We start from the raw sequence: 21,508 nt of genomic DNA on the forward strand, positions 1-21,508 counted from the left end.
TTCTCGGTCGGGGCGCGGGTCGCTTCAGCCGGCCTTGCGATACACCGTCACCGGGGTGGTGCGCTTGGCCACCACCTCGTCGGTGATGACGCACTCCTCGATCTCGCGCTGCGAAGGGATGGTGTACATCATGTCGAGCATCAGCTCTTCGAGGATGATCCGCAATCCGCGCGCCCCGACGCTGCGCTTGAGCGCTTCGCGCGCCACCGCGGCCAGCGCCTCGTCGGTGAAGGTGAGGCGCACTTCTTCGAAGTCGAACATCGTCTGGTACTGCCGTACCAGGCTGTTCTTCGGCTCCTTGAGGATGCGCACCAGCGAGGCTTCGTCGAGCGCCTCGAGCGTCGCCACCACCGGCAAACGGCCGACGAACTCCGGGATCATGCCGAACTTGATGAGGTCCGAAGGCAGCACCGACTCGAGCGTCTTGGCGAGCGACCGCTCCTTCTTCCCCTTGATCTCGGCGCCGAACCCCAGGCTCTTCTGGTTCAACCGGCGCTCGACGTGCTCGTCGAGCCCCACGAACGCCCCGCCGCAGATGAACAGGATGTTCGTGGTGTCGATCTGCAGGAACTCCTGGTGGGGGTGCTTGCGCCCGCCCTGCGGCGGCACGTTGCAGATCGTCCCTTCGAGGATCTTGAGCAGCGCCTGCTGCACGCCTTCGCCCGACACGTCGCGGGTGATCGACGGGTTCTCGCCCTTGCGCGCGATCTTGTCGATCTCGTCGATGTAGACGATGCCGCGCTGGGTCTTTTCCTTGTCGTTGCCCGACGCCTGGTAGAGCTTGAGGATGATGTTCTCGACGTCCTCGCCGACGTAGCCGGCCTCGGTCAGCGTCGTCGCGTCGGCGATGGTGAAGGGCACCGAGAGGAGCCGCGCCAGCGTCTGGGCGAGCAGGGTCTTGCCGGTACCGGTCGGTCCGATCAGCAGGATGTTCGACTTCTGCAGCTCGACGTCCTGGCGCGAGCGCTCGGCGAACTCGATGCGCCGGTAGTGGTTGTAGACCGCTACCGCGAGCTTCTTCTTCGCCGTCTCCTGCCCGATGACGTAGTCGTCGAGCAGCGCCTTGATCTCCTTCGGCTTGGGAAGCTTGGTCTCGGCCTGCTGCTCGTGGAGACGGTCCTCGGCGATGATGTCGAGACAGATGTCGACGCACTCGTCGCAGATGAACACCGTCGGGCCGGCGATCAGCTTCTTGACCTCCCTCTGGCTCTTGTTGCAGAAGGAGCACCGCAGGGTGTCTTCGCCGGCGTCTCGTTTGGCCATCTCTCCTCCGTCGGACCGCTCGCCGCGCGGGCGTATCCACTGCCTAGAACACCCGCCCCGGACCGCCTATTCCGCGCTCCGGTCCGCCGGGGCGAAGGAGGCGGGAGGCCCGGCGTACGGGCCCCGCCTCTTGCACCGGCATGATACTAGACGACTTTCCGCCGCCTACGACTTGCGCTTGACCATCACCTCGTCGGCCAGACCGTAGGCGACGGCCTCCTCGGCCGAGAGGATCTTGTCGCGCTCGGTGTCGGCGTGGATCGACTCGACGTCCTTGCCGGTGTGGAAGGCGAGGATCTCGTCGATGCGCTCCCGCATCTTCAGCAGCTCGCGGGCGTGGATCTCGATCTCGGTCTGCTGCCCGGCGAGCCCGTAGAGCAGCGGCTGGTGGATCAGTACCCGGCTGTTCGGCAGGACGCGGCGCTTGCCCTTGCTGCCGGCAGCGAGCAGCACCGCGGCCATCGAGGCGGCCTGACCGATGCAGAAGGTCGCCACCTCGGGCTTGATGTGCTGCATCGTGTCGTAGATGGCGAGGCCCGCCGTCACCGAGCCGCCCGGCGAGTTGATGTAGAGGTGGACGTCGCGCTCGGGGTTCTCCGCCTCGAGGAAGAGCAATTGCGCGATGACCAGGCTCGCCACCTCGTCGTCGACCGGACGGCCGAGGAAGATGATGTTGTCCTTGAGCAGCCGCGAATAGATGTCGTAGGCGCGCTCGCCGCGGCTGGACTGCTCGACCACCATCGGGATGAGCATCGGATTCCTCCGTTCAGGGCTTGGCGGCGGGCGGCGCGTCGGTCGCCGCGGCATCGTCGCTGAGCAGCAGGTCGAGGGTCTTCTCGCGCCGCAATTGCAGGCGCACCCCGGCGAGCTGGCCGTTCTGATCGAGGCTCTGGCGCACGGCGAGCGTCGACCGACCCTGGGCGCGGGCGAATCCGGCGAGCGCGGCCTCGAACTCCTCCTCGCTCACCGCCACGCCCTTCTCGCCGGCGATGGCGTCGAGCAGCAGGCGCGAGTGGACGCGCCGCTCCGCCTGCGGCTTGAGCTGGCCGAGCATCCCCTGCCAGTCGATCGGCGAGCGCTCGAGGTCGACACCGCGCGACGCCAGGTTCTCGGCGTACTCGCGCAGCATCCCTTCGCTCTCGTGCTGCACGACACCCTGCGGCAGCTCGAGCGGATGACGCTCGATGAGCTGGGAGAGCAGGGCCTGCTCGCGCTGCCGCCGCCGCTCGCGCATGCGCGCCTGGCGCAGACTTCCGGCGACCGAGGTACGCAGCTCGTCGAGCTTGGTGAAGCGACCGAGCTTGGCGGCGAAGGCGTCGTCGAGCTCGGGCAGAACGGGGCGCTTGACCTCCTCGACGGCAGCGCGGAAACGCCGCGTCTTGGCCTCGTCGCCCTCCCCTTCCGTGCGCTCGAACGACCGCTCCTGGCCCGGCTGCGCGCCGGTCAGGGCGAGGGTCAGCTCTTCCCATACCCCCTTGTCGCCGAGCTCGACCTCGACGTCCTGCGTGTGCGTGTGCGGATGTCCGGCGTGCTCGTCGGCCGCGACGTCCTCGGTGATCTTCACCTTGGCCCGGTCGCCGTGCGCCGCGGGCCGCTCGGCGGGCACCCAGTCGGCGGCCTGGTGACGCAGCTCGGCGAGCGCCCCGTCGATCTCCTCGTCGGTCGGCTCGGTGCGCAGCTCGGGCAGGTTGAAGTCGACCAGGTTGCGCAGCTCGACGACCGGCCGGACCTCGACCGTCGCGGTGAAGCGCAAAGGCTCGCCGGACTTGTACTCCACGCCGGCGACCTCCGGGGAGCCCATCGGATCGAGCTCCTTCTCCGCCGCCGCCTGCTTCCAGTACCGCGGCACCAGACGCTCGACCAGACGCTGCTCGACCTCACCCTCGAACTGCTTACGCACCAGCGAGAGCGGCACCTTGCCGCGGCGGAACCCGGGGATGCGCGCCTCGCGCGCCACGTCCTGCAGCACGCGGGAGGACTCGGCCTCGACCGCGGCGGCGGGAACCTCGACCTGCAGCTTCTTGCGGCAGGGGCCGACCTCTTCGATAGACAGCACGACGCTCATCGGCGGCTCATGATCCTTTCTCTCGTCGGAGAACCCGGAGAGCTCCGGGCGAGTGGATGGTGCGAAAGGGGGGACTCGAACCCCCAACCCGATCACTCGGGACTAGATCCTAAGTCTAGCGCGTATACCAGTTCCGCCACTTTCGCGTCGACGGTCTAGCCCTGACTGAATAGTACGGCGAAGGGAGGGGACGGGTTGGTGAGCCGCGTAGGACTTGAACCTACAACCCGCAGATTAAGAGTCTGCTGCTCTACCAATTGAGCTAGCGGCCCACTGCGAGGCGGGAATATAGCACCGGCTTCTCGCGGGAAACAACCCCTCGCTCGATTTTCCGATTCGGGGCCGAAACCAGGGCTCAGAGCAGGCTCTTGATCTCGGCCCGACCGAGGTCCGAGATCGCCGAGATGATCAGTGCGGCGGTGCCGCGGTCGAACGACGGGATGTCGATGACCACGTCGAGCGCCCCCTCCTCGTCGGTCTCCCCCGCCGAGACGGTCCGCGGCTCGGCGACGGTCGAGAGGATCTTGACCATCACTTGCGCCCCGGCGATCGGCTGCCCGGTCTTGCTCGAGGTCGCCCGGACGCTCACCACGTTGCGAGAGCCGGGCACCACCTGGCCCTCGCCTTCGATCGACAGGACGAGTTGCTCGTTCTCCGCCTCGCTCGACAGGTAGTCGAGGATGACCTGGTCGAGCGTCGGCCCGCCGGGACTGTCGAGCGCCGAGAACGAACCGGTGGTCGCGCTCGCGCGTGGCGCGGGACGGATGCCGAGGCGGGCGGCGATCTTGTCGTCGAATCGGCCCGAGCGGATCGCCGCGATGATCGTCCGGTGCTGGTGGTCCATCAGGCCGGCGATCTCGCGCTCTCCCTTGCCCTCGGCCACCAGCGCGGCATAGCTCGAGCGGCGTGCCGCCAGCACCTGCCCGCTGACGTAGATGATGCTCTCGACGAACGGGTTGGCGAGGCCCTTGTCCTCGGTCTGGACGTGAAGGACCACGTCCCCGTGGCGGACGTCGGTGTTGTAGCCCGTGATCATCGAAGCGCCGGAGGGAGTCGGAAGATCGCGTCATTGTACGGACGCGCGGCGCAAGGGGTCAAGGAGAACCGTCCGGATCCGGTTTGACCGCCGTCCGCCTCGTGCCAGAATCGCCGCCCGAGCGTTCCAGAAGGGCCCCGACGAGGAGGCCCGCCGATCCAACGACAGGAGGACCCTGACGATGTCGCAGCACACCGCCGAACCGGCCGCGCGCACCCTGGTGCATTACGAGGCCCGCGAGGGCGTCGCCTACCTCACGTTGGACGACCCGCCGGCCAACACCTACACCTACGAGATGATGCGTCACCTCGACGAGGCCGTCCTGCGCGCCCGGATGGACAACGACGTCCACGTCGTCGTGCTCAAGGGCCAGGGCGAGAAGTTCTTCTGCGCCGGCGCCAACATCGCGATGCTCCAGCAGGCCGAGCCGCGCTTCAAGTACTACTTCTGCCTGCACGCCAACGAGACGCTCAACCGTCTCGAACAGACGCCGAAGCTGGTGATCGCCGCGCTCAACGGGCACACCGTCGGCGGCGGCCTCGAGATCGCCATGGCGGCCGACCTGCGCGTCGCCAGGAAGGACGCCGGCAAGCTCGGCCTGCCGGAGATCAACCTCGGCGTCCTTCCGGGCACCGGCGGCACCCAGCGACTTTCGCGGCTGGTCGGCAAGAGCAAGGCGATCGATCTGATGATCACCGGCGACCTGCTCACCTTCGAGCAGGGGCTCGAGCTCGGCATCGTCAACCGCATCTTCGCCGGCGAGGGGTTCCTCGAGCAGGTCCACGCCTTCGCTCGCGAGTTCTGTCCTCCCAACCGCGCCTCCAAGGCCGTCGGCCGGATCAAGCGCTCGGTGCAGTCGGGCTGGGAGGTGCCGTTCGAAAGCGCGCTCGCCATCGAGCGCGAGCTGCAGCAGCAGCTCTTCGAGAGCGCCGACGCCAAGGAAGGGCTCGACGCCTACGTCAACAAGCGCCGCCCGGGCTTCAGCGGTCGCTGAGCCGCCTGCGCACACGTGCCGCCGGCCGGACCGGCGGGCGGCACGTGGCGAGCCGACTGGTCGCTCTCCGCCATGTCCCGTCGCCTGGCCCTGATCGCCCCGGTGCGCACGCCGATCGGCAAGCTCGGCGGGGCGCTCGCCACCCTGTCGGCCGCCGACCTCGGCGTGGCCGCCGCCACGGCCTGTCTCGAACGGGCCGGCCTCTCCGCGACGGCGGTCGACCAGGTCGTCTTCGGCCACGCACGGCAGGCGGGCGGCGGGCCGAACAGCGCCCGCCAGGTCGCCTACCGCGCTGGCGTGCCGGTCGACCGGCCGGCCTTCACCGTCAATCAGGCATGCGGCTCCGGTCTCCAGGCCGTGCTCGCGGCGGCCCGCGCGATTGCGCTCGGGGAGGCCGAGGTGGTTCTCGCGGGCGGGTCCGAGAGCATGTCGAATACGCCGTACCTGCTGCCCCGAGCCCGCTCGGGCTACCGGCTGGGCCACGACACGATGGTCGACGCGATGTTCCGCGACGGCTTCGACGACCCGCTCTCCGGCCTGCGGATGGGCGAGACCGCCGAGGAGCTCGCCGCGGAGAGCGGCATCACCCGGGTGGACGCCGACGCCTGGGCCGCCCGGTCCCAGCAGCGCTGCGCGGTCGCACGCCGCGCGGGGCGCTTCGAGCGGGAGATCGCGCCGGTGGCGGTGGTCGCTCGCGGACGCGAGACCACGGTCTCCGTCGACGAGCATCCGCGCGACGGCGTGACCGTCGAGCGGCTCGCCGCGATGGAGCCGGTCTTCCGCCCCGGCGGCACGGTGACCGCGGGCAACGCCTCGGGGATCACCGACGGCGCCGCCAGCATCGTCGTCGCCAGCGAGAGGGCCGTCTCGCGTCTCGGCCTGAAGCCGGCCGGCTGGCTGTGCGACTGGGAGGTCGTCGGCGTCGAGCCGCGGATCATGGGGATCGGTCCGGTCCCCGCGACCCGGCGCCTGCTCGAGCGCAACCGCCTCGACGCCGCCGCGATCGACCGGATCGAGCTCAACGAGGCGTTCGCCAGTCAGGTGCTCGCCTGCCTCGCCCAGCTGCCTTTCGACCGCGAGCGCGTCAACCCCGACGGCGGTGCGATCGCCCTCGGCCACCCGATCGGTTGCAGCGGCACGCGGATCCTCGTCACACTCCTCCATGGGCTCGCCGCGAGCGGCGGGTCGCTGGGGATCGCCACTCTCTGCGTCTCGGGCGGCATGGGGCTTGCCGCTCTCGTCGAACGCGCCTGAGCCGACAAGGCGCCACTGGAGATTCCGCATGTCCACCTCGATCGCCGTCGCCTTCTTCCGCGAGGACCGCGTTGCCCCCTACCTCGAGGCGCTGCGCTCCGCGGGAGCGAGCCGCGACGAGCTGCTGCCGTTGTCTCCGGCGCGACTGGGCGACCGTTCGGCTCGCGCCGCGCTCGCCGAGGCGAGCGCCCTGCTGCTGACGGGCGGTGCCGACCTCCAACCCTGCCTCTACAGCGAGGCGCGCCTGGCCGAAGCGCAAGTCGACGAGCCGCAGCTCGGACGCGACCAGCTCGAATGGGACCTGCTCGCGGAGGCCCAGCACCGGCGGCTGCCGGTCTTCGGCATCTGCCGCGGCCACCAGCTGCTGCACGTCTTTCTCGGTGGCTCGCTCTACCAGGACATCGCCGTCCAGGTGCCGGGCGCCGTCGCTCACCGCTTCTACGCCGACGACGGCTGGGCGCTCGACCACCTGGCGCACGAGGTCGGCGTCCGGCCGCACGACCACCCGATGACCCGTGCGCTCCAGGCCGGCGGGACGCTGCCGGTCAACAGCCGTCATCACCAGGCGGTGCGGGCGCTCGGTCAGGGGATGCGCGTCGCCGCCGTCTCCCCGGACGGGCTCGTCGAGGCGAGCTTCCACGCGGCCGACGACTGGTGGGTCCGCAGTGTCCAGTGGCATCCGGAGAACCTCACCGCGCATCCCGTGCACCTCGCCCTCTTCCGTGATTTCGTCGCCGCGGCGCGCCAGCACACCGGGGCCCGACCGGAGATCGAGGTCCCGGCGTGAGCGACCCGGTACGCCTCGTCCGCGACGGTCGTCGCGCCACCATCACGCTTGGCCGACCGCCACTCAACATTCTCGATCTCGAGATGATCGCGGCGCTCGACGCGCGCCTGCTCGAGCTCGCCGGCGACGACGAGATCCAGCTCGTCGTGCTCCGCGGAGCCGGCGAGAAGGCCTTCTCCGCCGGCGTCTCGGTCGGCGACCACGTCGGAGAGAAAGTCCCAGCGATGCTCGCCGGCTTTCACGGCGCGATCCGTCGTCTGCGCAAGCTGCCGGCCACGACGCTCGCGGTGGTCGACGGTGCCTGCCTCGGCGGCGGCATGGAGCTCGCGCTCGTCTGCGACCTCGTGCTTGCCACCGACCGCGCCCGCTTCGGCCAACCGGAGATCCGGCTCGGCTGCTACCCCCCGGTGGCCGCCGCGCTCTATCCTTCGCGACTCGGCCACGGCCGGACGATGGAGCTCCTGCTCACCGGCCGTCCGCTGGACGCCGAGGAGGCCGAGCGGCTCGGGCTCGTGACCTGGCGGGTCGCCCACGATCAGCTCGACGCGCGCCTCGACGGGCTCGCCGACGAGCTCACGCGCCCCAGCGCCGCGGTGGCGCGCCTCACCAAGCGCGCCGTGCTCGCCGGCGGGGACTACCCGTTCGAGGCGGCGCTGGAGATCGCCGAGCGCCTCTACCTCGAGGAGCTCGCCCCCACCGACGACATGTGCGAAGGCATCGCCGCCTTCCTCGAGAAGCGCTCGCCGGTCTGGCGCCACCGCTGAGGCCGATCCGCCATGTCCCCGCGCCGTCTCGGTCTCGCCCTGCTTCTCGCCGCCTGGCCGTCCGTCTCGCCGGCCCACGCAGAGAAGGTCACGTTCTCCTTCGCCCCCTCGGCGGGACGACGCTATCTCGTCGAAGAGATCTCGCAGCAGACCTCGAAGGTCGCCGCCAAGCGCGAGGACCTGGTGATCTCTGGCCGCTCGACGATGGAGATCGCGCGCGACGGACAGCGCTGGGCGATCCGGCTGCACGTCGACTCGCTTCTCGTCACCAAGGACGGCGCAACGCTCGACTCGCCGATGTTCGCCGCCATCCGCGGCTCGCGCGCCATTCAGGTGATCCGTCCGGACGGGGGCTTCGACCATCTCGAAGGCGCCCGCGCCCTCTACGACCGCATGCTCGCGGCGGCCAGCGGCGAAGAACGCGAGCGGCTCCTCGACCGAGGCAAGGCGCCGCTCGACACGAGCGAACGGGCGAGCTGGTACGAACGGGTCGAGGTGTTCGCCGGCCAGACGCTGGAGCTCGATCGCGACTACTTCTTCGAGTCGGCCTATCCTGTCGGCGGCGACGGATGGGTTCCTCACCAGGTTCTCTTCCGTCTCGGCCCCTGGGTGGAGACACCGATCGGGCGGCTGCTCAAGGTGAGCCTCGCCTACGTCGCCGACGCGCGACGGCAAGTGCCCGCGGCGCAGCCGGTCGTTTCGCGGATCGCCAGCGGTTTCACCCCACGCGCGCTTCGCCCGATCGCCTCCGATGTGACGCTCGAAGGAGCCGGCTGGCGGCTGATCGACCCGGCGACGCTCACCGTGCTCCAGGAGCAGATCGTCCATCGTCTGCGGCAGCCGTTGCGGGTCGACGAATCGCTCGGGCTGACCCTCACCCTCGTCGACCAGGTCGACTACAAGCTGACGCCTGTCGCCCCGCCCGGGCCGCATTCCGACCAGGAGAAGAAGCCATGACCGAGACCGTCCTGCTGCAGCGTGAGGGTCGCGTCGCCGTCCTCACCGTCAATCGACCCGACAAGCTCAACGCCCTGAACGACCAGGTCCGCGAGGACATGCTCGTCCACCTCGACGCGCTCGAGAACGACGCCGAGATCGGCGCCGTGGTGATCACCGGTGCCGGGGAGAAGTCGTTCATCGCCGGCGCCGACATCGCCGAGTTCGCCGGCCGCTCGCCGTTCGACCAGCGCCACGCCATGCGCAGCCCGCGCATCTTCGACGTCATGGCTTCCTTCCCCAAGCCGGTCATCGCGATGATCAACGGCTTCTGCCTCGGCGGCGGCTGCGAGCTGGCGATGTCGTGCGACATGCGCATTGCCGCCGACAGCGCCCGCTTCGGCCAGCCGGAGATCAAGCTCGGGCTCATTCCGGGCGGCGGCGGCACCCAGCGCTTGCCGCGCCTGGTCGGACTCGGTCAGGCGATGCGACTGATTCTCACCGGCGACATGATCGGCGCGGCCGAGGCGCGCGAGATCGGCCTGGTCGACCTGGTCCTGCCGGCCGCCGAATTGCGCCCCAAGACGCTCGAGCTCGCCGCCCGGATCGCCGCCTACAGCCCGCTGACCGTCAAGGTCGCCAAAGAGGCGATCCGCGCCTCGGAGAAGTTGTCGATCGAGGAAGGGATCACCTACGAACGCGATCTCTTCTGCCTCTGCTTCTCCACCGAGGACAAGAAGGAAGGGGTCGAGGCGTTTCTCGCCAAGCGCGGGGCGAACTGGAAGGGGCGTTAGAGGAGAGCCCGCTCTCCGGAAAGCTCCCGACCGGTGGACCGAGAGCTCCGCACGATGTCGTCCGGAGCGTGAGCGGAGGACCTGGGGGACGGGTGGCGCGGCATGGGTCGCAACGCGGTCGCCCGAGCCCGGGTCCCCGCGCCGCCCGGGACGACCGCCGCCGAGGCACTCGCGCACCTCTGCGGAGCATCGCGGCGCAGCCGGCCGTCTCTAGTGCAGGAAGGCGATCACGTAGTAGGAGATCGCACCCACCACCCCCGACATCGGGATGGTCAGCACCCACGCCCAGATGACGCGTGCAGCGATGCCCCAGCGCACCGCCGAGAGGCGCTGCACCGTGCCGACGCCGACGATCGCTCCGGTGATGGTGTGGGTGGTCGACACCGGCACGCCGAGGCTCGAGGAGACGAAGAGCGAGATCGCCGCCGCGGTCTCCGCACAGGCACCGCCATAGGGACGAAGCCGGGTGAGCTTCATCCCCATCGTCTTGACGATCCGCCAACCGCCAGCCATCGTGCCCAGAGCGATCGCCGCGTGGCAGACGAGCACGATCCAGAACGGGAACTGGATCTTGCCGGCGTCGAAAGCAGCCTGATCGTGGCGCCAGATCGTGGCGAAGAAGAGCGCGGCGATGATCCCCATCGTCTTCTGCGCGTCGTTGGTGCCGTGCCCGAGGCTGTAAGCAGCCGCCGAAGCGAGCTGGGCGATGCGGAAGTGGTGGTCGATCTTGCCCATCGGCGTGCGCCAGAAGACGCGGATCACCAGGACGACGAAGGCCAGACCGAGGGCGAAGCCGAGCAGCGGCGCGATGACGATGAAGGCGATCGTCGAGACGAGCTTGCCGGAATGGACGACGCCGGTGAACTGCCCGGCGTAAGCGATCGCCGCGCCGCCGAAACCGCCGAGCAGGGCGTGCGAGCTCGAGGTCGGCAACCCCACCCACCAGGTGATCAGGTCCCAGACGATCGCCCCGAGCAGGCCGGCGAAGATGACCTCCGGCGTCACCCATTCCTTGTGGACGAACTTGGCGACCGTGTTGGCCACCGCCACGCCGAACCCCCAGGCGGCGGCGAAGTTCCACCAGGCCGCCCAGACCACCGCGGTGCCGGGACGCAAGACCCGGGTCCCGACGATCGTGGCGATGGAGTTGGCGGCGTCGTGAAAGCCGTTGATGAAGTCGAAGGCGAGCGCCGCGATGAAGATCAGCATCACCCAGGGCTGGCTCGCCAGCGCCGCCAGGGTGTGGAAGAAGGAAGTATCCACGGCGAACGGCTTCAGGCGTGCTTGACCAGCACAGTCTCGATCACGTTGGCCACGTCCTCGCACTTGTCGGTGGCCACCTCGAGGTGCTCGTAGAGGTCCTTCCACTTGATGATGTCGATCGGATCCCGCTCGCCGCCGTTGAAGAGGTCGTTGAGCGCCTCCCGCAGCACGAAGTCAGCGTCGTTCTCGATCTGGTTGATACGCGCACACTGGGCGAGGATCTTCTCGGTCTGCCGCAGGTCGCGCATCAGGCGCACGCCGGCGGTGACCTCCTCCGACCCCTTCATCACCAGGCGGCTGAGCTCGACGGCGAAGGAGAGCGGCGCCGAGACGCGGAAGGTGACCAGTCGCTTGGCCACCGCGTCGGTGAAATCGAGCACGTCGTCGAGCCGCACGGTCAGCGCGTAGATGTCCTCGCGGTCGAGCGGCGTGATGAAGGTACGGTTGAGCTCGGCGAAGATCTTGTGGGCGATCTCGTCCGCCTCGTGCTCGACATCGTGGATCTTCTGGCTGGCGAGCCGGATGTCGTCGAGCGTCCCGCGCGCTTCGAAGCACTGGTACAGAAGGGTGGCGCCGCGCTGCACCGTCGACGCGAGCTCCTCGAGTAGGTCGAAGAACTCGACCCGCCTGGGAATCAGCCTCATCTCGTGGACCTCTCTCTCCGATCGAAGAAAGACAGGAAACCTGACGGGCCTATTCTACCCTCCCCGCGCCGCCCCACCAGGACTAGACTGGAAAAGGCCCCGTCCGGGGGGAAAGGAGGCCCGCTTGACCCACCACGCCCCACGCCGAGAGCTCGTCGGTCTGGTGCCGGCCGCCGGTCGCGCCAGCCGGCTCGGCGAAATCACTTCTAGCAAAGAGATCCTGCCCCTCCCGGGCGAGGATGGCGGCCCCTCCCGCCCCGCCTGCCACGACCTGCTCGCCACCTTCGCGCGTGCCGGAGTGGCCCGAGCCTTCGTCCTGCTGCGCGAGGGCAAGTGGGACATCCCGGGACGACTCGGCGACGGCGCGGAGCACGGCCTCCACCTGGCCTATCGGGTGCTCTCCCCGACTCCGGGAGTTCCCTTCACCCTCGCCGCTGGATTTCCGTTCGTGCAAGGCGCCGATGTCGCACTCGGCTTCCCGGACATCCTGCTCCACCCCCACGACCTGCTGCTGCGTCTGCGCGCCCACCACGACGCCGGCGAGGCCGACTGCTCGCTGGCGCTGGTACCTTGCGATCGCCCGTGGGCGAGCGACCTCGTCGCGACCGACGCCACGGGACGCGTGACGCGGCTCGCCATCAAGCCGCGCGACGCCCGATCCGGGGTGACCTGGGCGTTGGCGATCTGGTCGCCTCGCTTCACCGACTTCTTCGCCGACTTCGTCGACAGCCACCGTCAGCGTCCCGAGCTGGACGACGGCCGCGAGATCCACGTCGGTGACGTCTTCAACGCCGCGATCGATCGCGGTCTGCACGTCGGGTTCGTGGAATGCGACGACGGTCGCATGCTCGATCTCGGAACGCCGGAGAGTCTGCGGCGAGCGAGCGAAGGGGGTTGGACCCGGAACCTCGACCCTCAGTCGCCGAGGAGGTAGAGCTCGCCCTCGACCGGGACCTCGACCGGGAGACCCGACCTTTCGCCGAGCGACCGGGCGATCACCGCGAGATCGGCGCTGCTGCGCCGCGGGTGGTGATGCACCGGCAACAGCCGCCCGACCGCCGCCTGTCGCGCCAGGTCTGCCACCTGCCCCGCGGCCGAGTGTCCCCCGCGTGCCGGATCGTCGTGGCGCGCCTCCTCGTCGGTCGCCCAGACCTCGTGCAGCAGGACCGCGACACCCCGAGCGAGCTCGACCGTCGCCGGGTCGGCCATCGTGTCGGTGCAGTAGGCGAGCCGGTCGCCCACCCGGACGCCGGCCGACCCGCCGGGATGGCGCTGGGCGCGAACGGTCAGGGCCAGCTCGCCGATCCCCAGGGCTCCGGCGTCGTACGGCACCACCTCGATCGGCAAGGGCATCGCCGCCAGGCCGAAGGGGAAAAGAGGCGGCGCGATCAGGCGACCGAGCGCCGTCGTCGGATCGCCTTCGGTCAGCGGCGGACGCGGCGCGAAGAGGCGCACCGGCCGGTCACGCCAGACACCCGGCAAGTACGAGAGACCGACGACGTGGTCGAGGTGGTAGTGCGTGAGCAGGATCTCGAGCCGCGGGTACGGCGCGAGCAGCGCCTGGAGCGCCGGGTCCAGCAAGCGGCCGACGCCGGTCCCGGCGTCGAGCAGCAGCGCCGTCGTCTCGGCGAGCAGCAGGAAGCACATCGTCTGCCGGCCGCCGGCCGGGATGAAGCCGTTCGTGCCGAGGGGGACCAGGCGCCAGCTCACTGTCGCTCCGTCGAGCCTCTCCAACGCAGGTCGCTCCCGATCTCGCCACCCGCGATGAGCTCGCGAATGCGCGACAGCCGCTTGTAGCGGGGTCCGTCGAAAGCCGCGAAATCGAGCCCGCGCTCGCGATAGGCCGCGGCGAGCTCGGCGGCACCGCTCCGCGCGTCCCACTTGAGGCGGAACTCGGGGAAGCGCGACTCGAGCTTGGCGCAGCTCACGCGGTAGTTGCGCGGATCGGGACCCGCGCCTTCGGCGAGTCGGATCTCGCAACCCGGCACCGTCTCGCCGACGATCTCTGCGAGCTCGCGGATCCGGTAGTTCTCCTCGCTCCCGCCGATGTTGAAGGCTTCGGCGTGGACGGCCTCGCGAGGCGCGCCGGCGAGCAGGAGGAAGGCCCGGCCGATGTCTTCGACGTGCACCAGGGGACGCCACGGGGTGCCGTCGCTCTGCAGGACGATCCGCCCGGTGGTCACCGCCCAGGCCACCAGGTTGTTGAGCACGATGTCGACCCGCAGGCGCGGCGAGACGCCGTAGGCCGTGGCGTTGCGCAGCATCACCGGCGAGAAGGTGGCGTCGGCAAGCTCGAGGAGGGCCGCCTCGAGCTTGACCTTGGAGATCGCGTAGGGGGTGATCGGCGCCAGCGTTGCCTGCTCGTCGAGCTTCGCGTCGCCCCCCGAGGCACCGTAGTTCGAGCACGACGAGGCGAAGAGAAAGCGCGGCACACCGGCCTCCTTGGCCAGCCGCGCGAGCCGCAACGAACCGTGGAGATTGATGTCGTAGGTCAGCTCGGCGTCGAGGTCGCCGAGCGGGTCGTTCGACAGCGCCCCGAGATGGACGATGGCATCGAAGCCCTCGAGGTCGGTCCGCTCGACCTCGCGCAGATCGCGCCGGCGGACGTCGTCGTGCGGTTCCGCCGCGCCGAAACGGCAGGCCTCGAAGAAGCCGGCGTCGAGCCCGACGACCTGGTGACCGGCCCGCTCGAAGAGCGGTACCAGCACGGAGCCGATGTAACCGTGATGTCCGGTGACGAGAACGCGCATGGAGATGAGCCTTTCGTGAGTGAACCGTCGACTGCCCGGCGATTCTAGCCCGGAGTCCGGGGCCGACCTGGCTACGGCGTCACGGTGACGTAGCGCCGCCAGAGGTTGCTCTCGCGCCGATCGCCGAACCAGGTGACGCCCTCGCGTACGAGGTCGAGGACCAGCTCGTACTCCCCGGGCGCCGCCGGAGCCTCGACGGTCATCACCGCCGTCGCGCTGGCGCCGCCAGCGACGTCTTCCGGCAGCCGGGTGCGCACTCCCTCGAAATCCGTCGTCGAGCCGTCGGCCTGCCGCCAATGGTAGGCCAGCGCCACATGCGCTCCGCCCTGGGCCCACCAGCTTCCACCGCTGCCGTTGCGCACCGTCACCGGGACCGAGAAGCGACGGCCGGCCGTCGTCGCCGCCGGCGCCTCGACGCGCGTCCACTCGACCCGATAGAGGTCCGCTTCGAGATCCTGCTGCGAGCCGAAGTAGACGAGGCGTGCCCCGGCGAGGAACTCGGCGTCGTCGCTCGCCGCGCCGGGGAACGGCGAACCGCGCTCCGCCTCGACCTCCATGCGATACCCGTAGATCGGCGCCCCGTCAGGGTCGGTGATCCTCGTCGGCCCGTGAAGCGGGAAAACCAGGTGTTGCGGCGCGTCGTCCGCCGAGGCGAAATGCAGCTCGCGACGCTCGCCGCCGAGCGCCAGGGCGATCCGGTTGTCGGCTGCCAGGCTGGTCACCTCGAAAACCGCACTCGACAGCGGCCAGTCGCTCATCAACCAGAGCTCGACGGTCCCCCGAGCCCGCACCAGCATCTCGTCGCCCCAGGGCAGGAAGACGTCCTTGCGCGAGTAGATCCAGGCACCGGCGACCGCGTCGCCGCGATAGCCGGGGATCTGGCGCTGCAGCGAGAGCTCGAGCGGGAAGAGGCCGAACGGCGCGTTGCGGACGTGCCATTGCAGGGTCGGATGCACCACCGGGGCACCGAACGGAGCGAGTTGCAGCGGCCCGGTGAGCAGCGCCGCGATCGCCCAGCCGAGGGGCACCAACGCCGTCGGCGCGATCCGCGTGACCAGGAAGAGGAACCCCGGATAGGCGCTGACGAAATAGCGGTTGCCGACGAACCCACCCCCGCCATGCCAATTGAAGTCGATGAAGAGGAGGAAGAAGAGCGCGACCCCGGCGAGGGAGGCGAGGATCGCCCAGCGTTCGAGCGACCGGCGAGCATGGAGCAGGAAGAGCACCAGGCAGAGCGCCGAGAACGGCAGGTACGGGAAGAGCCCGGTGTGGCGGCCGACGAGGAAGTAGAGCGTGCTTTCCGGCAGCTTCCGCAGACCGTCCGTCGGCAGGTAGACGATCCACGACCAGGAGTTCGTCGTCACCTTCGGCGCCTCGGGCGCCACGTCCCGCACCGCGACGTCGACCAGCTTGCCCGGGGCCTCGACTCTCACCCCGGCACGCTCGACGCCGAGGTAGGCGGACGGGTGGCCGGTCATCGCCGTGGAAATCCCACCGAGCAGCAGGAGCGTTCCGACGAGGCCACCTCCCCACGCGACGACCTCGCGCCAGCGCCGTTCGCGCACCAGCGGCACGAGGACCGGCATTCCGAGTGCGGCGTAGATCGGCTTGCCGTAGCCGGCGAGCGCCACGACCGCCCCCGAGGCGACGAAACGCGCCATCGGCGAGACGAGCAGCGACCGCAGTCGATCGATCGCGCGCTCCCCCGGTCGGGCGACCGGCGCCGGCGTGAGCCCGAGGTAGAGGCAGGCGCAGATCGCCGCCATGTTGAAGACCTCGGGGTGGATCCAGAACGCGTACACCGGCGCGGTCGAGAGCAGGAAGAACCCGGCCGAGAAGAGCAGGGCGACCGGCTCGGCGTTGTAGCGCGCGAGGTAGCGGGTGCCGAGGGCGATCATCCCGGCGACCAGCAGCATGTTGAGCGCCACGAAGCCGTTGGCGCCGAAGAGCCGGGCGAACGGCGCGGCCACCAGCGGATAGACGAACGGCTTGCCGTAGTAGACGGTATGCCAACCGTCGTCCGTCATCAGGATGACGTTGCGCGCCGCGTCGTACGGGAACTCCTCGAACAGCCGTGCCAGGTCCTTCGCCTCGCAGCGCAGGTCGAAATCGTGCGCCAGCGAGAGACCCATGAGGTAGTACGCCGGCTCGTCGGAGCGCAAGCCGGAGGGCAGCCCGGGCTTGTGCACCGCAAGCGGCACGATCGCCAGAGCAACGGCGAGACAGAGGAGGGAGAGCCGGGCGGAGCGGGAAAGCACGATTTGTCAGCCTAGTCGAGCGCCCCGGGCGGTGCAAGCCGATCGCTTGACAATTGCGGTGCGCCCGCTCGCCCGGACAGGCGGCCAGCGCACCGCTCGACAGGTCAAGGGACCGGGTACTCCAGATAGGCCTTCATGTTCTTGTAGGTCCACCCGAGGCTCGGCACGTCCGTGTTCCCAGCCCCCTGATCCGGATAGCCGAACGACACGGAGAAGCCCTGACCGGTGCCGTGGATGGGGTTGTGTGCCGTCGCGCTCCCGAACATGCGGAAGATCCGGTTCTGCCCGACGACACTCCCCTCGTAGACCGCCGTCTCGGTATCTCCCGTCGAGGAGGTGTAGATGTAGAGGAACGAGTAGGTTCCGTTCGGGTCGAGCTCGAGGCTGTCCGACTGGACCTCGTACTGACCCGACGGCAGGTCGGCGTTCGAGACCAGCTCGAGCTCGTTGCGCGAAGGCCCGAGAATGCCGACGTCGCCGAACAGATTGCCGTCGAGCGACGAGCCGCGCCAGACCTTGAAGACGTTGTGCTTGCCGGTCGGCCGTGCTTCGTACCAACCGTTGAGATCGACCTCGACCTCGACCACCACGCGATAGAAGGCGATCGCCGGCGAGACCGGGATATCGACCTGGAAGACCGGCGTCTGGGCGGTCGCCGTGAAGAACGTCCCGGGGCGGGTGGTGAGGATCCAGCGCGGGTCGCCCGGTGGAGGCTCCGTCGGCGGTGGCTCTGTCGGCGGCGTCGAGCCGTCGCAGGTCACGGAGGCGGTGTCGTTCACCGACTGGGCGGCCAGCAGGTCGGGGTTCTGATAGCTCTTCGACTTGTCGTACGTCGTGTCGGTGACCGTGAGGTTGAACCCGACGTTCGTGCCCGCGGAGAGATAGACCCAGAAGCGGTTGTTGAGGGCGCAACCGTTGACGATCTTGACCAGGATTTCCGGATTGTCGGCGTTGAAGAAGTAGAAGAGCCCGCCGCGTACGACCCCCAGGGCGTTGAGCGGCACCGCCTTGCCCGAGCCGACGAAGCCGCCGCCCTGCGTGGTCGAGTAGTCGACCTTGACGGCGAACCGCTTGTCGCCCGCCACGTCGTCCAGGCAAAGCGTGTTGACAGTGGGGACGCACGGTCCGGTGGCGTGGACCGGGAGGGACGAGGCGAGCGCCAGCGCGGCGAAGACGACGCTGGCCAACGGAAGCGAGACAGGGCGCATAGGATCTCCGAAGTCGATCGAGCGCCTCGACCCGGAGGCCGGAGGCGCCGACGGCGCCCGGGATCCTACACGAGGCGGAACGACCGTGTCGTCGGCGTCCGCCGGACAGGCGCTACGGCGCGCTGCAGGTGAGAGCCGCCGTGTCGTTGACCGACGTGGCGAGAATCCGGTCGGGGTTCTGGTAGCTCTTCGCGTGAGCCAGCGTGGTGTCGGTCACCGTCAGGTTGAATCCGACGCTCGTCCCCGAGGAAAGATAGACCCAGAAGCGGTTGTTGACCCCGCAGCCGTTGAGCACCTTGACCATGATCTCGGGGTTGTCCTGGCCGAAGAACCAGAAGAGGCCGCCACGGGTCACGCCGAGGTTGGAGAGGGCCAGCGCCCGGCCCGAGCCGACGAAACCGCCGCCGAGCGTCGTCTGGAAGTCGACGCGCACGGCAAACCGCCGGTCGCCCGGCTGATCGTCGACACAGAGCGTCGTGGCGTCGGGGACGCACGAGGTCGCTCCCGCCGGGGCGGAAGAGCAGAACGCCAGGCAGAGGACGGCGGTGACGATCGCGCGGCAAGCAAAGGAACGGCTCATGACACCTCCAGAGGGCTGAGACGGCGCAGGGCCGACGTCAAGCGGGCCGCGATCCTACCGCGGTCACGACGGCGCAGCTCAGTCGTGCGCCAGTTTCGTTCCGGCGGGCGCTCGCCCCGGTCGCTGAAGGCGTTCCGCCCGCTCCGCGACCCCCTTCTGGATCGACGAGAGGTCGAGGAGAAAGCCGAAGGTCCGCCGATCGGCGGCGAGCAGCGTCACCAACCCGTCGAAATCCGCCGCCAGCTCGACCTTGCGCCCGACGACGACGTAGCGCGCCGCCGCCAGTCCGGCTGCGCATTGGCCGAGCCGCATCACGACGTGGCGCAGCGTCTGCAGCGAGACGTGCTGCTCCCGCAGCTCGCGGGCGATCCGCAGGCGCAGAATGTCGGCGTAGGAATAGAGCCGCCCTCGGCCTCGCCCCCTTCCGGCCGAGCGGGCGATCGACGGTTTGAGAAACCGCGAGCGATCCCAGTAGTCCACCGTGAAGAACGGCACGCCGCTGATGCGCGCCGCCTCGCGGGATGTATAGCCATTCTCGAACATGGTCGTGAGATCTCTCCTCGCGGCCCGGTGCCCTCAGGTGGGAGCTCCCGACGTCGTTTCCACGATTCTACAAGGAGCGTCGGCGATCGGTCATGCTCGCTCGCCCCGCCACCGCCATCTCGCCACCGGGCAGGCCGCGTCGTGCCGGTCGCCGGCTCTGAGAGAATGCTCCGCGCGGAGCCGCGGATGCGCCCCTCGACCCCCGAAACCAGCTGGGCCCGACGAGACCGCCGCGCCTTCGTGGCGGCGATCCTCCTCGCCCTCGCCGCGACCGCGCTCTTCTTCTCCCTGGCGCGGATCCGCCACCCGCTCACCCGGCTGGACGGCGACGAGGGAACGTTCGTCGCCATGGCCACCAGTCTCGCCCGCGACGGCGACCTGCGCTTCACCGCGGCGGATCGGAAGTGGGCGGAGAGCTACCCCGAGGGGCCGCCGACGCTCATCCTGCAGCGGACCGGCGACGGCATCGCCTACTCCAAGCCGGTCCTTTACGCCTTCTGGGGCGCACCGTTCGTTCGCCTGCTCGGCTCCGACGGACTGGTCGCCGCGAACTTCACCGCGCTCGCCCTGTCCCTCGTCCTCGCTTTCGCCTTCCTGCGACGGCGTGAGCCTCCGGGCCGCGCGCTGCTGCTCCTCGTCACCTTCGCCGGTGCCGGAGCGTTGGCCGCTCAGGTCGCCTGGCGGATGACCGAGAGCCTGCAGGTCGCGCTCGCGCTCGCCGGGCTGACGCTGTCGTTCGGCACGGCGCGGGAATGCAGCGAGCCGGAGCCCGGCCGCATCGCCGGCTGGCTCGATCATCGCGCCGCGCCCTGGATCGGCGCCGCCCTGCTCGGGCTCTTCGCCTCGCTGCGCGACCCGAACCTCCTCCTCGCCGGGCTGCCCGCCGCCGCGGCGCTGCTCGCCGGCCGTTTCAGGCGGGCGATCGCCCTCGGGTTGATCGCGGCGCTTGCCTTCGGGGCGGCGCTCGCCCTCACGGTCGCGCTGTGCGGCGCCTCGAACCCTTATCGCGCGGTCCGCTCGAGCTTCGACGCCGCCAGCGGCTATCCCGACGACCTCGGCCCCCCTCACCCCTACTTCTCCGAGCATCAGGCGACCCAGACGCTCGAGCTGCGTCCCGAGCTCGAGCCTCGGCGCAGCTTCGCCGCCGCGGTCACCTTCCTCCTCGGTCGCCACACCGGCCTCTTCGTCTATTACCCGGCGGTGCTCGCCTTCCTCGCCGCCGCTCTGCGACGGCCGGACCGCCTCGCCATCCTGTTGCTCGGCGCCGCCGCCGCACTGGCGCTCTTCTACGTCGTCTGGATGCCGACGAACTACTTCGGCGGCGAGGCGTTTCTCTCCAACCGGTACTACCTGGCCGCCTTGCCGCTCTTTCTCGTCGCGCCGCGCCGGCTACCCGGCCGCCTGGGGCTTGCGATCGCCTGGACGCTCGCCATCGCTGTCGGCGCTTCGGCCTACATTTCGCTTCAGCGCACGGCTCGACTCGACGCGTCGACGCAGAGCCATGCCCACGCCGGGCTCTTCCGCCTGCTCCCCTACGAGACCACCGGCGCCCCGATCGGCGGACGTGTCGATCGCTACTGGTCGGGCGATTTCCTGCGCTTCACCGACCCCTATGCCGAGGTCGGTGAATGGACCTTCACCCTGCGCAGCGGCGAGCCCGCGGCCGAGGTGGTGGTCGCCAGCTATTGGGACCGCGAGCGACCTTCGTTCCTGGCGATCGTCGAGGGCGGACCGGCGAAGCTCGCGGTCACGGACTGGCGCGGCGTCCACCGTACGGCGCTTCCCCGGCCGATCGACGGGGTAGGACGGGGCGTCGTGACGCCGAAAGTGGCGCCGCCATGGCGGCGCCACTCGTACTGGTGGGGACCCCCGGGAGAGATCTACGGCGTTCGGACGCTGCGCCTGGCGGTCACGGCCCTCGGCAGCGAACCCGCGAGGGTCACCTTCCGCTACCTCGGGCGCGAGGCCACGCGGCGGGCCGCGGCGGAGCTGCTCGGAGGGGCGCTCCCCGCCACCGCGCTGGCCTCCCGGCAGTCGATCCTCCAGCTGCGCGTGAAGAACACCGGGGAGACCACCTGGGCAAGCAACGCCGCCCTGCCCACGCTCTTCGGTTACCGGGTCACGGACGCCGACGGCCGGACGCTCGCCGAAGGGCGCTCGACGCTCGCCCGTCCCGTTTCCCCCGGCGAGATCCTCGACCAGGAACTGGCCGTCGAATGGCCGGCGTACGCCGGAACCGTGACGGCGACGGTCGACCTGCTGCGCGAGGATTACGCCTGGTTCGGCGGCGACGGGAGTCGCCCGCTGCTCGCCGGCCCGGTGACCCTGGCCCCCCCACCGTAGCGACCCCGCGCATCCGGGCCACGATT

At 69.7% G+C, this 21,508-nt stretch carries 20 protein-coding genes and 2 tRNA genes; 8 read left to right on the forward strand and 14 right to left on the reverse strand.

The annotated features are described in order from the left end of the window. Positions 1-24 precede the first annotated feature (24 nt). The 6 genes from clpX to IPJ17_19775 form a co-directional block, all read right to left on the reverse strand. Positions 25-1,263 carry an ATP-dependent Clp protease ATP-binding subunit ClpX gene (gene clpX, locus IPJ17_19750; GenBank protein ID QQR73677.1) on the reverse strand — a complete coding sequence of 413 codons (1,239 nt, stop codon included), beginning with the start codon at positions 1,261-1,263 and terminating at the stop codon, positions 25-27. Between the two features lie 165 nt (positions 1,264-1,428). After that, positions 1,429-2,016, reverse strand: coding sequence for an ATP-dependent Clp protease proteolytic subunit (locus tag IPJ17_19755; GenBank protein QQR73678.1), 588 nt, complete (start codon positions 2,014-2,016; stop codon positions 1,429-1,431). A 13-nt stretch (positions 2,017-2,029) separates the two neighbouring features. Continuing rightward, the gene (tig, locus tag IPJ17_19760; GenBank protein ID QQR73679.1) at positions 2,030-3,328 is read right to left on the reverse strand and encodes a trigger factor; all 1,299 of its coding nucleotides are present in this window, start codon (positions 3,326-3,328) and stop codon (positions 2,030-2,032) included. Positions 3,329-3,385: 57 nt separating this feature from the next. Next, positions 3,386-3,474, reverse strand: a tRNA-Leu gene (locus tag IPJ17_19765). 50 nt (positions 3,475-3,524) lie between these two features. Beyond that, positions 3,525-3,600: transfer RNA gene (locus IPJ17_19770), tRNA-Lys, on the reverse strand. Positions 3,601-3,683: 83 nt separating this feature from the next. Continuing rightward, entirely contained in the window at positions 3,684-4,364 is a 681-nt protein-coding gene (locus IPJ17_19775; protein ID QQR73680.1) for a hypothetical protein, read from the reverse strand. A gap of 181 nt (positions 4,365-4,545) precedes the next feature. Here IPJ17_19775 and IPJ17_19780 point away from each other — a divergent pair, with 181 nt between their 5' ends. The 6 genes from IPJ17_19780 to IPJ17_19805 all read left to right on the forward strand — a co-directional run bounded on the left by IPJ17_19780 (position 4,546) and on the right by IPJ17_19805 (position 9,893). Beyond that, a complete protein-coding gene (locus IPJ17_19780; GenBank protein ID QQR73681.1) occupies positions 4,546-5,358 on the forward strand; it encodes an enoyl-CoA hydratase/isomerase family protein in 813 nt (270 codons plus the stop codon). 72 nt (positions 5,359-5,430) lie between these two features. Next, entirely contained in the window at positions 5,431-6,612 is a 1,182-nt protein-coding gene (locus IPJ17_19785; GenBank protein QQR73682.1) for a thiolase family protein, read from the forward strand. Positions 6,613-6,640: 28 nt separating this feature from the next. After that, a complete protein-coding gene (locus IPJ17_19790) occupies positions 6,641-7,399 on the forward strand; it encodes a gamma-glutamyl-gamma-aminobutyrate hydrolase family protein (protein ID QQR73683.1) in 759 nt (252 codons plus the stop codon). Then, a complete protein-coding gene (locus tag IPJ17_19795; GenBank protein ID QQR73684.1) occupies positions 7,396-8,163 on the forward strand; it encodes an enoyl-CoA hydratase/isomerase family protein in 768 nt (255 codons plus the stop codon). Before IPJ17_19790 ends, IPJ17_19795 begins: the two co-directional genes overlap by 4 nt. 12 nt (positions 8,164-8,175) lie before the next feature. Continuing rightward, entirely contained in the window at positions 8,176-9,120 is a 945-nt protein-coding gene (locus IPJ17_19800; GenBank protein ID QQR73685.1) for a hypothetical protein, read from the forward strand. After that, positions 9,117-9,893, forward strand: a complete 777-nt coding sequence (locus IPJ17_19805; protein ID QQR73686.1) for an enoyl-CoA hydratase/isomerase family protein — start codon at positions 9,117-9,119, stop codon at positions 9,891-9,893. Before IPJ17_19800 ends, IPJ17_19805 begins: the two co-directional genes overlap by 4 nt. Positions 9,894-10,103: 210 nt before the next feature. On the opposite strand, the gene IPJ17_19810 is transcribed toward IPJ17_19805, so the two are convergent. Both IPJ17_19810 and IPJ17_19815 read right to left on the reverse strand, forming a co-directional pair. Further along, positions 10,104-11,102, reverse strand: coding sequence for an inorganic phosphate transporter (locus tag IPJ17_19810; GenBank protein ID QQR76235.1), 999 nt, complete (start codon positions 11,100-11,102; stop codon positions 10,104-10,106). 65 nt (positions 11,103-11,167) lie between these two features. Next, a complete protein-coding gene (locus tag IPJ17_19815; protein ID QQR73687.1) occupies positions 11,168-11,800 on the reverse strand; it encodes a DUF47 domain-containing protein in 633 nt (210 codons plus the stop codon). Positions 11,801-11,924: 124 nt separating this feature from the next. Here IPJ17_19815 and IPJ17_19820 point away from each other — a divergent pair, with 124 nt between their 5' ends. After that, a complete protein-coding gene (locus IPJ17_19820) occupies positions 11,925-12,734 on the forward strand; it encodes a hypothetical protein (protein ID QQR73688.1) in 810 nt (269 codons plus the stop codon). Here IPJ17_19820 and IPJ17_19825 read toward each other — a convergent pair. The 6 genes from IPJ17_19825 to IPJ17_19850 form a co-directional block, all read right to left on the reverse strand. Further along, complete coding sequence (locus IPJ17_19825) at positions 12,716-13,510, reverse strand: MBL fold metallo-hydrolase (protein QQR73689.1); 795 nt, start codon at positions 13,508-13,510, stop codon at positions 12,716-12,718. The genes IPJ17_19820 and IPJ17_19825 overlap by 19 nt on opposite strands. After that, on the reverse strand, positions 13,507-14,550 hold the full coding sequence (locus tag IPJ17_19830) for an SDR family oxidoreductase (protein QQR73690.1): 1,044 nt from the start codon (positions 14,548-14,550) through the stop codon (positions 13,507-13,509). Before IPJ17_19830 ends, IPJ17_19825 begins: the two co-directional genes overlap by 4 nt. A gap of 71 nt (positions 14,551-14,621) precedes the next feature. After that, positions 14,622-16,808 carry a hypothetical protein gene (locus tag IPJ17_19835; protein QQR73691.1) on the reverse strand — a complete coding sequence of 729 codons (2,187 nt, stop codon included), beginning with the start codon at positions 16,806-16,808 and terminating at the stop codon, positions 14,622-14,624. Between the two features lie 104 nt (positions 16,809-16,912). Beyond that, positions 16,913-18,016 (reverse strand): hypothetical protein, encoded by a 1,104-nt coding sequence (locus tag IPJ17_19840; protein ID QQR73692.1) that lies wholly within the window; start codon positions 18,014-18,016, stop codon positions 16,913-16,915. A gap of 112 nt (positions 18,017-18,128) precedes the next feature. After that, positions 18,129-18,596, reverse strand: coding sequence for a hypothetical protein (locus IPJ17_19845; protein QQR73693.1), 468 nt, complete (start codon positions 18,594-18,596; stop codon positions 18,129-18,131). 78 nt (positions 18,597-18,674) lie between these two features. After that, on the reverse strand, positions 18,675-19,139 hold the full coding sequence (locus IPJ17_19850; GenBank protein ID QQR73694.1) for a MerR family transcriptional regulator: 465 nt from the start codon (positions 19,137-19,139) through the stop codon (positions 18,675-18,677). A gap of 186 nt (positions 19,140-19,325) precedes the next feature. Between IPJ17_19850 and IPJ17_19855 the strand changes: the two genes are divergently transcribed. Continuing rightward, positions 19,326-21,482, forward strand: a complete 2,157-nt coding sequence (locus tag IPJ17_19855; protein QQR73695.1) for a hypothetical protein — start codon at positions 19,326-19,328, stop codon at positions 21,480-21,482. Positions 21,483-21,508: the final 26 nt, after the last annotated feature.

This window comes from Holophagales bacterium, assembly GCA_016699405.1.
Lineage (GTDB): Bacteria > Acidobacteriota > Thermoanaerobaculia > Multivoradales > JAGPDF01 > JAAYLR01.

Excerpts from the sequence above, each read along its gene's own strand:
- clpX (QQR73677.1), bottom strand. The coding sequence starts at position 1,263 with ATGGCCAAACGAGACGCCGGCGAAGACACCCTGCGGTGCTCCTTCTGC.
- IPJ17_19755 (QQR73678.1), bottom strand. The coding sequence starts at position 2,016 with ATGCTCATCCCGATGGTGGTCGAGCAGTCCAGCCGCGGCGAGCGCGCC.
- tig (QQR73679.1), bottom strand. The coding sequence starts at position 3,328 with ATGAGCGTCGTGCTGTCTATCGAAGAGGTCGGCCCCTGCCGCAAGAAG.
- IPJ17_19775 (QQR73680.1), bottom strand. The coding sequence starts at position 4,364 with ATGATCACGGGCTACAACACCGACGTCCGCCACGGGGACGTGGTCCTT.
- IPJ17_19780 (QQR73681.1), top strand. The coding sequence starts at position 4,546 with ATGTCGCAGCACACCGCCGAACCGGCCGCGCGCACCCTGGTGCATTAC.
- IPJ17_19785 (QQR73682.1), top strand. The coding sequence starts at position 5,431 with ATGTCCCGTCGCCTGGCCCTGATCGCCCCGGTGCGCACGCCGATCGGC.
- IPJ17_19790 (QQR73683.1), top strand. The coding sequence starts at position 6,641 with ATGTCCACCTCGATCGCCGTCGCCTTCTTCCGCGAGGACCGCGTTGCC.
- IPJ17_19800 (QQR73685.1), top strand. The coding sequence starts at position 8,176 with ATGTCCCCGCGCCGTCTCGGTCTCGCCCTGCTTCTCGCCGCCTGGCCG.
- IPJ17_19805 (QQR73686.1), top strand. The coding sequence starts at position 9,117 with ATGACCGAGACCGTCCTGCTGCAGCGTGAGGGTCGCGTCGCCGTCCTC.
- IPJ17_19810 (QQR76235.1), bottom strand. The coding sequence starts at position 11,102 with ATGCTGATCTTCATCGCGGCGCTCGCCTTCGACTTCATCAACGGCTTT.
- IPJ17_19815 (QQR73687.1), bottom strand. The coding sequence starts at position 11,800 with ATGAGGCTGATTCCCAGGCGGGTCGAGTTCTTCGACCTACTCGAGGAG.
- IPJ17_19830 (QQR73690.1), bottom strand. The coding sequence starts at position 14,550 with ATGCGCGTTCTCGTCACCGGACATCACGGTTACATCGGCTCCGTGCTG.
- IPJ17_19840 (QQR73692.1), bottom strand. The coding sequence starts at position 18,016 with ATGCGCCCTGTCTCGCTTCCGTTGGCCAGCGTCGTCTTCGCCGCGCTG.
- IPJ17_19845 (QQR73693.1), bottom strand. The coding sequence starts at position 18,596 with ATGAGCCGTTCCTTTGCTTGCCGCGCGATCGTCACCGCCGTCCTCTGC.
- IPJ17_19850 (QQR73694.1), bottom strand. The coding sequence starts at position 19,139 with ATGTTCGAGAATGGCTATACATCCCGCGAGGCGGCGCGCATCAGCGGC.
- IPJ17_19855 (QQR73695.1), top strand. The coding sequence starts at position 19,326 with ATGCGCCCCTCGACCCCCGAAACCAGCTGGGCCCGACGAGACCGCCGC.